Origin of the sequence: Vibrio sp. 10N.261.52.C2 (assembly GCF_041471425.1) — a bacterium.
Lineage (GTDB): Bacteria > Pseudomonadota > Gammaproteobacteria > Enterobacterales > Vibrionaceae > Vibrio > Vibrio crassostreae_C.
On the sequence record NZ_JBFROH010000053.1, the window covers coordinates 22,727 to 34,760 of the forward strand.

Here is a 12,034-nt window from a genome sequence, read left to right on the forward strand (position 1 = left end):
ATTACCACTCAGGTAGATACACACTTAAACCATCACTTTCAGAGCTCATTCGAGTCAACTTTGTTTCGATGACACTTCTTAAAGTAAACGCCGATTCATGACTCGCTATCTTTGTATGCATTCGCGGCCTGATCGCGGCTTTAATCTCACCAAACTCATACAGCCGATACACTTCATCCGTTGTGCAAGAGAGCAATGTAGAAGCTTCTAGAGGGCTGAGCAGTACATCACCGATATTTCCTTTCGCGCTTGAAGGTACTGTTGCCATCAGCTGTGTAAAGTACGCTAACACCTGAGTAAGCACGATATTGTGACTCAACTGCCGACTAGGTAACTGGCGACAATCTTTAAGCAGAGCGCCAAATGCTTCATTGAAAAACATTTTCTTCCAATCTTTTACTCGAACAAGTTCTGCCTTTTCTTTCAAAACATCGAGGTCTTGCCACAATGACGTTGGCCAAGAGCCACAGTATTCGATCAATGATTCGAAACTGAAGTCATCGATATCACCATAGCGATTTACATACCAAAGTAAAAAACCATAGCACTCAGATAACGTCATTTCACCCTTCAGTAACCCCAAGGGTTGTGAATCATTTCCAGATAACCATCGAGCGACCAAGAGCTCAGTCTCTGGCGCATCCTCTACAGGCGAGTTTCGGAGTTCATAACCGCATTCACATTGGCTAATACACTCGGTACTTTGGTATTCAAGTCTCGAGTTACACTCAGGGCAGTGATGAACCAGTTTACAGCCATGGTGTTCACAAGCTTGGTGAGAGATAAATTGCCACTGCTGGCGAATGTAGGGTGCTTCGTTAACACACAGAGGGCAAATAGGCGTTAAGCGTTTGCGAAGAAAAGCATAAGGGTAGTCAGAGCCGAATCTATGTACTGCTTTGTATTGTGGAGAGAATTGAGATTTTGAATGTGATAGCGCTAGGCGCAGTACACCAAAGTTGTTGAGCTTTAATTGGTTCTCAAGGTGGATAAGCACTCGCACCCGCATTTGGCTTGTGGTTTGAGCGTGGTAAATATTGACTCGTTCGAGCTCTAAGGGGAAAGCACCAGCAATAGCTTCATGCTGATCCATGGTGTCGAACCAGATATCTTCGGCGAAATGAGAGAATCGCTCGTAGCCTTGCTCTTGCGATAAGCGCAACAAGAAGCTTTCGAGCGATTCGTCAGGGTAAAGTTGAATGTCCGTTTTCACATGCCACCACTAAAACTTAGAATTTCTAAGCTTTAGTGTGAGCCCAACTCCCTGAAAAGCAAATCTGGTTATGTGAATTTGTTAAGTGATTGCGAACTTTAGTTAAAATCATCTAAAGAACCAACCACTTGGCCTTCTTCTACCGCTCCTAATCCATACTTACCGACAATAACATCACACTTCATTTCTACGGAGATAGTCATCGTTCTCCCAGGTATTCCACTTTCTCTTCGATGTTCTCCACTAGCTGCAACTATAATCTTTGCAGAAAAACCCTCATCAAAAGTGGAACTATCAACATGTATGTCGTCTATATCCTCAAAGATCGTATCGGATTCAGCAATAGCACCTGAAGTTCCTTCCCCATTCAATAGGTCATAGGGATTATTCTCTATTGCCTCTCTACTATATTCTTCCAGTCGATCACTAGTAACAAGCTCAAAGGGTTCATCTTCGAAGAGGTTCTGTAGGTGATCAAAAATTAGGTCAGCTGATAAGTCTTCATTATCTGAGTCTTCACCTAAAACAATTTGTTCCAATCTTTTCGCAAGCCCATCATCGTAGTAAACATAATTAACTCTTTCTAACGAATCATTATTAAATTTTTCATCTGCTAAGACTTCTTCAAAGTTCTCATATCCAAATAACGCCGCTACAATTTCGCCCGACGCTTTCAAAGAAAGTTGAACATTATCTTGGCCAAGGCTTTCCTCTATTTTGAGCATAAGAAAATAAACCGATGGGAAGCGATGTGATGCTAGTGTAGCTCTTGCTTTAGCACTGTTACTTTCAAACCGGACTCGTTCTAATTCTGCTTGTTTGGTCTTTTTATCTAGTTCCAACTCCATCGCTTTAGCATTACTTTGAGCTTCTTTGGTTTTAGCCTCTTGTTCTTTTTCTTGGCTCAATGCTTCATTAGCTTTAGCTTCAAGACGCACCGTTCGCTGCTTTATGTGCTCAAGTATTTCATTTCTTTTATCGATATCTTGCTGAACAAGTTGTTCCAAAAACTGTTTATCTGGGTCAGCCCTAAGTCTGGCTTTACTCAAACTTTCTTGTTGATCAACTTTATCTTCTTCAATCTCGACCGCTTGTTGATGCAGTTTATCATTAACCGATTTTTGTATCCTTTTCACGCACAGTGACAACCAAGGGAAAGCAAACAAGTAAAATAGAGTCACTAAAAAAGGAAAGACAAAAAGGCTATTCCACCCTAGCATCGATGTCCTTGAAAGGTAGATGTAAAAAGCGCCAACTCTCTCAGTAGCATTTCCTTCTCCCCAAAAAAGCAGAGCAACATAATTCCAATTACATACAAACCAAGAAAATATGAATGTTCCTATAAATGGGTCACTCACTCTCGTTTTTGCCGTTCCTGCTATGGAGGAACAAAAATCTTCGATTAACTTCATCATTTCTATAAAGCTCTAATTAATGACATTGCCCAAACTACTTTATTGCTTCTCAAATTTGATCTCGCAGAACCTTAATCATCACTGTTTCATGATTCTGAATATTTTCACGTGCCACACCATCGGATCCCCAATCGTCATAACTCATCATGATGGCTTGCTTTAAACTCTCTGCACGATTGTTCTCTTGATAGAACTTCTTCTTATCTTGCGGAGAATAATTACTAAGCCTTGAGTTACTACTTGGCGAAATAAGGCATAAGTTTCCAAAACGATCTACGTCCTGCATCTTACTTGCACCTGATGGGTCAGTTTGTGGGAAGTAGTGCTCAACAGAGGTCCTGAACGCAAACTGAAAGCTTGTGAAGTGGGCTCCTAGAGTCTCTTTAGTAATTTCGCCAACTGGCTTCCCGTCTGATAGATTGCGCCAAAGTAGGTAATCCAAACGGTTAAATACGAAGTTCTGAACACCTGTACCTTGATGTAATACACCGACATTATTTTCTGTAAACTCAAGTTGAGAGCCACCACAGATCTCATCAAAATACTTGTCACTCTGCTTTTCAAGTGCAGCTAAGTACGAACTACCATCAACTTCCAATCGGTCTTCTGTAGTGAGATCGTTCAATACCCGTAAAGCGTCATTCAACCAACGCTTATATACCAAAGCAGGGTTCGATACATGGAACATTGCCAAGATCATACGAATCTTTTCGTTTTTATCGCTACTGAAGGCATTTGGGTACTCTGGACTCAAACTATTTTTGTTTATGTAAGAGTTAAGCCTTAACAAGCTCCACTTACGCTTTTCAGCGTGCTGGTCAGGCTTGATTACGTAACTATCAAACAGAATTCGACATTTAAGCAGTTCATAGACAAAAACTTTAGCGCCAACCCTCAAGCCATCGTCTTTAGAGATAAATGCATCGATCAACTTCTTATCATCAAGCGAAATACTCTCTTCCGTCTTCATCAGTTTTAATACATGAAGTAAGAAATTTGAGAAATCGATAACCGAACCAAAGCGTTCTTCCTTCTCACGCTCGTCATCGTCAGTATTTGAGCGAGATGCCTTGTTGCTGATGATTTCTCGCAGAGTCATTGCATCTTCTTTTTGCTGCTTGCTCGTGTGCTTTTCTTGAATAGCTTCAAAGCTTATTGGCATTGTCTGCCAATCTGAGCCGAATACCTCTTTTCGTAAGTCCGATTGGAAGCCCATTTGGGTATAGCGCGTCATATTCGCACAAGCATCCCAAACAGTGGAGAAGCAGCCTCTTTCCTCATCATTATCGAGCGTAGCCATAAACTTCGCTTTCAAAACTTCATGCTTTTCTAGCTGCTCACCACGGTTGTTCATGATCTCAAAGTAGTGGTTAAGATCGGTTTGTGGTGGCACGACGACTCTAAGGATGGTGACGCTTTCTAATAAATAATCAAAGAATTGCTTAGTCTTCGCCTGTTCATCTAAGCCTTTGGTTTTGAAATAACGTTTAATGATGTTGAAAGCAGCATGGATGTTAGGCTCTTCTGACTCGCCATTAGTTCTGCCTGTATAAATGTCATCTAATGCTCTGGAGGATTTTGGACGACTATCAAAGGTGAGATTAATGTCTAGCCCTTCTAGCTCATTCTCTGCGAGTACATTACGATGTTTGAGGTACGCCAACAAGATAGAGAGCGTTGTATGTCTTTGCTGTCCATCAATGGTTTCATATACCACATTAGATTGGTGTGAATGCGTAGTGCGCTGATAAACCACAAGACTACCTAGATAATATTTTACTTGTTTGGCAGTAGCGGTTTCATCAGATTGAGTTATAAGCCCTGCAGCATCACTGATATCTTGGATAAGCTGCTCAATTTCTGTCGCACCCCAGGCGTAGTTACGCTGATAGATAGGAATCACATATTGGGTTTTGCTGTCGAAAAGTGCTCTAACGGATAACTGCTCTACTTGGTTCGAATCACTCATTTACACTTCCCGATTTCATTGCTTCAATAGATGCCTGCACGTCCTTCGCGTTCTTGAACTTAGGCTCTTGAATGTAAGGAGGCTGAAAGTTCAACACCTGTTGAGGGTGAACAGCTTTGCTGATTGCTCTAAACAGCCCACTACGATCCTTAGCGTGGTTATCTACCGACTCCATACCGATACGTTGTAGCTCAAGGCGAAGGAAATAACTCCAGCGATAACAAACCTGTGCGGCTTTCTCTAACTCCACATCACCGAACTTGTCGTAGTAATACATCACTGCACACAAAAATAGGTTTCGTACATAGCTATCCCCTTTACGGCTACTGCCTTTGTACTTAGCGTGCTTATCGGCGAATGAAGATAGCCTTGCATCATCACCAACGAACAAAGTCGAGTGAATCACCATGTAGTGCTGAATGTACTCAAAGAAGCGTTTACCGTTGATCATCACCTGATCAACTTGAAATGGATACCCTTTCGTTTGCTTGTCCCATTTACGTGCGGGATCAGCATTAAAGGTTTCAATCGCATAATCAAGCGCAAGCATCGAGTCCACATAGGCGTACTGAGTGCTTTCTAGGTTAATGCCTTTGAATACATCAATGTTATGACGACTGAACTGTATGCCGTAGTCACCATCAACCCAACGGCGCATACGGAACAAGAACTCCCCCATGATGGTATGCAAATTCGCAGACCCATCATCTGGGTTAACGCCCTGCTCCCACAAGCTTACATGGTGCAATCTCTCTGTTTGCTCTGTCGAGTCCATCATTTCACGTAGATGGTAAGCCTTGAGCAGATCATGAGGGGCAAGCGCTTTACCACGAGCATTTTGAGAGTCGAAGAACTGGAAAGCTTCACTTAAATCATCGAGCGTTACTTGGATAAGTTCACACTTGTTAAGGACGAAATTGAGCAGTTCCTGTTTTTCTGTGGCTGGTAGGCTTGCTACTCGTTCAGAGATGATTTGCGCATTATTCTTGAGGTTTTGGATACTGACCGAGGATTCAAATTTGTGGTCAAGAAGAGTCGATGAGATGGTTTTCTCTTTTCCATCCAGGATAGTACAAAGCAACGTTAAGGTGAGAAGGCGCTGCTGCCCATCAACAATATTGAGTGCGCCCTTTTCTTGTTCGGTCTTTGAATCTTTATCTTGATGCAGTACCACCGTACCAAGCCGATAGCATGGCTTAGTGCGGTGGTTAAAGATGTCATCAATCAGTTGATTAACGTGCTTAGGTTGCCATTTGTATGGGCGTTGGTACTTAGGAATTGTGAGTTTTTGTTCCAACAACAGCGCAATAGTTTGGGGCTGATTGAAGACAATAGCCATGGTTATACCGCCTGTTCAACAATAGCGTCAGTTAGGTGTAGTTGTGTTGTTTGAGACTCTTTTAAACTGCCTTTAAGTTGCTCGCAAATTATCAGTAATTCTCTAACCTTAAAAACGACTCTGTTAAGCTCAAGAATAGGTGCTAGAGGAACTAATAGTTCATTAATATTTTGAAGGTTTAATCCCGGCTTTGCTCCATAACTACTTTGTAAAAGTAATCCTCTTCCGCCCATAGAGCCTGTAAGCCATACATGTAGGTAATCAATCAATGCACTATCAATTAACTTAATCAAAGCAACATGTTGACTGACATAAGCCTCTTCCATTTGTTCTTCCACAACAGCAACTTTAGCTACATTTGCACCAGTGATCGTCATTAGAAGGTTTCCAACATCCACTTTTGTTCTTTTACCTTCTGTAGACCTAGGAAGCTGAACGTATGCTCGCTCATCAAACTCTACACGATCATACTTAATATCTTGGGAACGTATAAACGTAGCGCCAGTGTTAGCATAATATGCTTTCCAACCTCTAGAGCCACTCGTTACTAACTTGCACAAATCTCCAAAACGACACCACTCCCATCCATTCGGCAATTCAAACGGCTTTTCATCATCAGTAATCGGCGGTAGAGCCTTTTGATTTTTGATTTTCTTTTCTTTGATTAACTGTACTTTTTCTTCAGCAATACGCTCAAGTAGCTTTGCAGCGGGTTCATCGGTTGGGTCTTGCGGGACAAGCTTACCCATAACTGCCAGTTGCAGGATGGTTTGTTTTAGCTGGTCGATGCTCGCTTCGGTGGTGAACAAGGTATCGAAGTGCTCGCTAATTTGAGCCCAGTTTTGCATTAGCTCTTCAGCGTTTTCAGAGTTGGTTAGCGTGTCTAAAAGCGTTGTTACCAATACCTGATGGGCTTCAATGCTGGCTTCGGTTTGTTGCTCTAGTTGATCGCAGAGTGTCATGAGTTCATCGACTTTGGCGATAATTCTGCGTTGCTCATTCTCAGGCGGAAGTAGTACCAATATTGAGTTCATTTTCGCCTGATTCATTTTTGGCTGTGCCATTCCTGTAATATAGGGAATCAGAGAAATTGAATTGATATAAAGTCCCAAGTAGATCAGGAAATCCTCACTAATTCCATCAATAACATGAGCATGATTGTTTACCCAATACTTGCCTCGAGCCATGAAAGCAATCGGTGTACTTCGGTTAACAAGATTGGCACCATCTTCGCCAATTAATAGTAAGGGCTTATCAAACAAGTAGTCATCAATAGAATCGATAACACCTGATGCACCATAGTAATCATAATCCCCTTGACGTCCTTTTCTTTCACTTACTGACAATGGATCTCTTTTGGCATCAAGGTTGAAAGTGATATCTCCAAAATCTATAGCCTCCCACCCCGCAGGTTTGTTTTCACCAGAGAGAACAGCTTCATGAACCTTTGCTTTCTTGAGCTTTTTAAGAGTACCTTCTTTCAGTAATTGCTCTTTTTTGATCTTAATTTTCTCAATCAAAACAGAAGCAGGTTCATCCGTTGGATCTTGGGACACTAACTTACCGCGCACCGCCAATTCCAAGATCAGCTCACGCAGTTTCTTTACGCCATAAAGCTCGCGCTTTTTGCTGCTGCCTCTACCAGAGGCGGACTTGGTTTTAACGGTTGAAGTCCAAACGTCGATGTTATCTGTGATCAACTGGTTCATAGAGATTTGTTCTACGCTCATTATTTACTCTCACCAGTTGTTGCAGACGTCGAATCTACCGATGATTTCAAGGCTTCACCTAGAATGCCTTTAAGTTGATTACGAAGCTGAGAGATCTCTTGTTGCTGCTGTTGATAGCTTTCTAATAACTCATTTGGGTCGTGGCTGATCACCTCACCTTGATATGGGTTTTTAATATCTAGGTTAAAGTTGCGCTCAATGATGTCGGCGATTGGCACTTTCCATGCGTAATTATTCTCTACGCGGCTAGCAAAACCATCATCTTCATTACCCCACCAATCGATCTCTTGTTGGAACTCTTCAAACTTCATTGGTTTGGTTTTACTGTAGTTCTTCACGCCTTCTGGGTATGGGTGCTCGTAGAACCATACGTCTTTAGTTGGCTTGCCTTTGGTGAAGAACAGAATGTTGGTTTTGATGCCTGTGTATGGGTTAAACACGCCATTAGGTAAGCGAACAATGGTGTGCAAGTTACATTCTTCCGTCAGCATCTTTTTGATTTTGGTTTTTACACCTTCACCAAACAATGTGCCATCTGGCAGTACCACACCTGCTCGACCGTTGTTTTCATCTAGAACTTCGATGATCAGTTGTAAGAACAGATCCGCTGTTTCACGAGTTTGCATTTCAGCAGGGAAGTTCTTTTCAATGCCGTCTTCTTCTGTGCCACCAAACGGAGGGTTGGTCGCAATCACATTGATGTTGCTGTCCCAGCTTGAAAGCGGCTTGTTCAGCGTATTACCGTGTTTGATTTGTACTGGCACTTCAATGCCGTGCAGCATCATGTTGGTGATACACAGTAGGTGTGGCAGCTGTTTCTTTTCGACACCGTGGATCTGCTTTTGCAGTGTTTGGTGATCCGCAGCAGTCTTCACGTAGTTGTCTTTCACATGGTCAAACGAACACGCTAGGAAGCCGCCCGTACCCGTTGCTGGGTCCATAATCGCTTCGCCCAGTTTTGGGTCTAAACGATTAACGATGAAGCGTGTAACAGCACGAGGCGTGTAGAACTCACCCGCGTTACCTGCACTTTGTAGGTCTTTTAAGATCTGCTCGTAGATATCACCAAATAGGTGGCGCTCTGAAGAGTCAGTAAAATCAATTTCATTCAGCTTGTTGATCACTTGGCGCAGCAACGTACCGTTTTTCATGTAGTTAAACGCATCGCTAAAGGCTTCTTTCACCACAAAGCCTCTTGGGTTTAGATCAACAGGTGCAGTTAAGCTTTTCAGTTTGTAGAACAAGTCATCGTTTACAAACTCAAGCAGCGCTTCACCGGTAATGCCTTCGGCATCTTGCGCCCAATTACGCCATAGATATTGTTCTGGGATTGGTGATTTGTAGTCGTCCAGTTCTAGTTCTAACTCTTCTTCTTGAGCGTCAAATACTTTAAGAAAAAGTAACCAAGACATTTGACCAAGGCGCTGTGCATCACCGTCGACACCCGCATCTTTACGCATGATGTCTTGAATGGATTTGATAACTGAACTGATAGACATGTTTTTCTACTTTTAAACAACTGAAATTTGTGGCGAATTATAGCAGAACTAGGTCAAAAAAAATGAAGTTAGTTCTATGAAACCATAGATATAAGATTCATTAATCTATAGCCTGAACTTATAAAATCATAATCATAAATACAGTTGGCTAAATAATGAAAATAGAATGCCCTCGTTGCCATAAGGACAATGAGATTGAATTTGCAGAAAACATATCGTGTTCAGAGTGTGAGAAGAGTTTTAAAGGGTTTAAGTTCAGCAAGCGAAAGCTCGTTTCTGCTAGCTCCGCTTTACTGGTTGGAGCCCTAGGGGGTTACGCTGTTGAAAGCGGGTTAGACAAAGAAAGGTATCCTCTCGAAGTGGAATACGCGATTGTCGATACTTGCGTGAATTCTAGCAAAAACATGGTGTCCGTAAGTTGGTATGAAAGTAAACGGGAAACTTGTTTATGCGCATTAGAAAAAACAGAAAATGATGTGGCATATTCAGACTACAAATCAGATCAAGCTATATTTCTTCGCACATTCAAGCAACACGCCAACAGATGCTCATAAAAGGAGAGGCAGCATTATGCTACCTCTCCTTTAATTATTAGCGCTTAGGTGTGTTTCCACGACCACCGCCCGATGGTTTGCCCGTCGTGCTTGGGTAATTTGGATTCGGCTTAGCGCCACCTTTAGGTGTACTTGAAGCTGGTTTATTCATGATGAACTCCTATTTCCCTTGTTTTTGGTTGTGAGCAGCTGCGCGTTGAGCTCGGCCAGCAAAGTCGCCTTTAGGAACTTGCCCACCGTTTTGTTTTGCGGCATTACCTTGAATGCGAGCAGCGGCTTCTGGTGTCATTGGTGTTTTTGATTTAGTCATGATTTTATCCTTTGTTATCGTGATTAAGATGTCTTCGCTAAGACAAGGTAATAATAACTAGGGGGTTAGGGACAAATGGGGACATTACAGAAGCAAGAGCAAATCCGCTCAATACTCAACACTCTTAATTGGAGTTATCGACAACTGGCTGACGTACTGTATGAGGAACTATACTGCGATGCTTATCAAAATTTGGAAGATACCAACCAAGAAGATATCTCACTATTTCATGAAGCCTTAAAAAAGCAATTGACTCGTAAAACCACCTCTGAAAAACGTCTCGATAAATACTTAACAATAATCTCCGAACATCCAGATTTTTTAGCTGCTCACCTCGATGTTATAGCCCCTAAATACCTAAAGCATCAGTGCCTAAATGAAAGCCTAGCGGATGAGCTAAAAAATATATCGCGCTGGCTAGATAAAGACTCTAGTTAACAAAAACACTTCATCAGCATTGATTCCACAAGGTGCATATTCTAACCTGACTCATATTCCCATATTGCTCAAGGAAACAGGTATGTATAAAGGGCATTGGTATGATATTTCGGGTAGAGAACGAACCGATTTGAGAGCCATGACTTTAGACTTTGATTCACTAAAGCTCGCCGTAGATGAAGCCTTGAATGTTTTTCCAGAAACCCAATTGGTCGTCCTTAACGATAGACTTGATTGGGGGTTAATCTCTATTGAATCATCTAAACGCATGCTGATTTGTAAGGACTAATAGTCAACCTACACTTCAATATGGAAATCATTGCCTATGTCACTGTTTGATTAATATATTACCAATATCATATACCTTTACCTCAAAAAGGAGCCATATATGACATGTAGTAGCTGTAATAAACGTCTAAATATCGGAATGATCCATAAGCGTGACCCAGCAACTGGTATGAAATACAAGTCATGCCCACACTGCTCGGATGCTAATAATGGTGAGCATGTTTATCACCCCTATCCATCTTCTTTTGGAAAAACTCCAGCTCGAATTTCAGCTCGAAATCCAGAAGGTTATCAAAGCTACTGTATTGAATGTCGACGTTTAGACAAAGGTGTTCAATCACAGACGTATATGAATGGAAAAACGTGCAGCAGCTTAATCTAGGAATCGAATGAATCTATCACAAACTGATGCTGTAGATTGGCTATCAACGCTCAAAGCATCGAGCGTTGATCTGTTAATTACAGACCCACCATACGAATCTCTAGAAAAACATCGAAAAATAGGAACAACTACTAGGTTAAAAGTTAGTAAATCATCAAGTAATCAATGGTTTGATATATTTCCAAACTCAAGGTTTGAAGAGCTGTTAACTGAAATATATCGAGTGCTAAAAAATAACTCTCATTTCTATCTATTCTGTGATCAAGAAACGATGTTTTTTATTAAACCAATTGCAGAAAAAGTAGGATTCAAGTTCTGGAAGCCTATCATCTGGGATAAAGTTTGTATTGGTATGGGATACCACTATAGAGCTAGACATGAGTACATTCTCTTTTTTGAAAAAGGAAAAAGAAAACTCAATAACTTAAGTACACCAGATATATTGACCTATAAACGAGTTTATAGAGGCTACCCTACAGAGAAGCCTGTAGATTTACTGGAAGTTCTAGTTACCCAAAGTAGTAACCAAGGGGAATTAATCGTTGACCCATTCTTTGGTTCTGGATCAACGCTAATTGCGGCAAATAATTTGAAAAGAAAAGTGAAGGGGAATGATATCTCTCCGGCTGCTCATGAACATTTCGAGCAGCGTCAAAAATCACATTCTATGCAGATTCATAAATAGCCATTTCTAAATCGTGTACTGCTTCAAGATATTGAGGTTTACCACCAAAGCCATTGTTAATGATTTCTTTCATACTTCCGATTTCATTAAAAGGTAAGCGTGCCATGAACACCGCATTCTAATCTTTCAGCACGAAGAATAAGATCATCTCTCCAACCCAAAGGAGAGTTGAAATGGCAAAACGACGCACCAACCTAGAATGGCAATCACTG

The 12,034-nt window shown here is 41.5% G+C and carries 13 protein-coding genes; 5 read left to right on the forward strand and 8 right to left on the reverse strand.

Going from position 1 to position 12,034, the window contains the following annotated elements; genetic code table 11:
• Position 1: 1 nt before the first annotated feature.
• The 6 genes from AB4307_RS18875 to AB4307_RS18900 form a co-directional block, all read right to left on the reverse strand.
• Positions 2-1,213, reverse strand: a complete 1,212-nt coding sequence (locus AB4307_RS18875) for a TniQ family protein (protein WP_372132955.1) — start codon at positions 1,211-1,213, stop codon at positions 2-4.
• Positions 1,214-1,311: 98 nt separating this feature from the next.
• Positions 1,312-2,628 (reverse strand): cell envelope integrity TolA family protein, encoded by a 1,317-nt coding sequence (locus AB4307_RS18880; RefSeq protein ID WP_372132957.1) that lies wholly within the window; start codon positions 2,626-2,628, stop codon positions 1,312-1,314.
• Between the two features lie 49 nt (positions 2,629-2,677).
• The gene (locus tag AB4307_RS18885) at positions 2,678-4,597 is read right to left on the reverse strand and encodes a DUF262 domain-containing protein (protein WP_372132960.1); all 1,920 of its coding nucleotides are present in this window, start codon (positions 4,595-4,597) and stop codon (positions 2,678-2,680) included.
• Complete coding sequence (locus AB4307_RS18890) at positions 4,590-5,936, reverse strand: DUF262 domain-containing protein (protein WP_372132963.1); 1,347 nt, start codon at positions 5,934-5,936, stop codon at positions 4,590-4,592. Before AB4307_RS18890 ends, AB4307_RS18885 begins: the two co-directional genes overlap by 8 nt.
• Positions 5,937-5,938: 2 nt before the next feature.
• Complete coding sequence (locus AB4307_RS18895; RefSeq protein WP_372132966.1) at positions 5,939-7,666, reverse strand: restriction endonuclease subunit S; 1,728 nt, start codon at positions 7,664-7,666, stop codon at positions 5,939-5,941.
• Positions 7,666-9,165 carry an N-6 DNA methylase gene (locus AB4307_RS18900; RefSeq protein WP_372132969.1) on the reverse strand — a complete coding sequence of 500 codons (1,500 nt, stop codon included), beginning with the start codon at positions 9,163-9,165 and terminating at the stop codon, positions 7,666-7,668. Before AB4307_RS18900 ends, AB4307_RS18895 begins: the two co-directional genes overlap by 1 nt.
• Positions 9,166-9,320: 155 nt before the next feature.
• Between AB4307_RS18900 and AB4307_RS18905 the strand changes: the two genes are divergently transcribed.
• Positions 9,321-9,719 (forward strand): hypothetical protein, encoded by a 399-nt coding sequence (locus AB4307_RS18905; protein WP_108193523.1) that lies wholly within the window; start codon positions 9,321-9,323, stop codon positions 9,717-9,719.
• A 160-nt stretch (positions 9,720-9,879) separates the two neighbouring features.
• Here AB4307_RS18905 and AB4307_RS18910 read toward each other — a convergent pair whose 3' ends face one another.
• Positions 9,880-10,029, reverse strand: coding sequence for a hypothetical protein (locus AB4307_RS18910; protein ID WP_080971540.1), 150 nt, complete (start codon positions 10,027-10,029; stop codon positions 9,880-9,882).
• A 75-nt stretch (positions 10,030-10,104) separates the two neighbouring features.
• On the opposite strand from AB4307_RS18910, the gene AB4307_RS18915 reads away from it, so the two are divergent.
• The 4 genes from AB4307_RS18915 (at position 10,105) to AB4307_RS18930 (ending at position 11,822) form a co-directional block, all read left to right on the forward strand.
• Positions 10,105-10,467: a hypothetical protein gene (locus AB4307_RS18915; protein ID WP_017108310.1), complete on the forward strand. Its 363-nt coding sequence runs from the start codon at positions 10,105-10,107 to the stop codon at positions 10,465-10,467.
• An 82-nt stretch (positions 10,468-10,549) separates the two neighbouring features.
• Positions 10,550-10,756 carry a hypothetical protein gene (locus AB4307_RS18920; RefSeq protein ID WP_048664219.1) on the forward strand — a complete coding sequence of 69 codons (207 nt, stop codon included), beginning with the start codon at positions 10,550-10,552 and terminating at the stop codon, positions 10,754-10,756.
• A gap of 99 nt (positions 10,757-10,855) precedes the next feature.
• On the forward strand, positions 10,856-11,137 hold the full coding sequence (locus AB4307_RS18925; protein ID WP_080585234.1) for a hypothetical protein: 282 nt from the start codon (positions 10,856-10,858) through the stop codon (positions 11,135-11,137).
• A gap of 7 nt (positions 11,138-11,144) precedes the next feature.
• The gene (locus AB4307_RS18930) at positions 11,145-11,822 is read left to right on the forward strand and encodes a DNA-methyltransferase (RefSeq protein ID WP_371977909.1); all 678 of its coding nucleotides are present in this window, start codon (positions 11,145-11,147) and stop codon (positions 11,820-11,822) included.
• Here the strand turns inward: AB4307_RS18930 and AB4307_RS18935 are convergent.
• Positions 11,803-11,928 carry a hypothetical protein gene (locus AB4307_RS18935; RefSeq protein ID WP_372132974.1) on the reverse strand — a complete coding sequence of 42 codons (126 nt, stop codon included), beginning with the start codon at positions 11,926-11,928 and terminating at the stop codon, positions 11,803-11,805. The genes AB4307_RS18930 and AB4307_RS18935 overlap by 20 nt on opposite strands.
• Between the last annotated feature and the right edge of the window lie 106 nt (positions 11,929-12,034).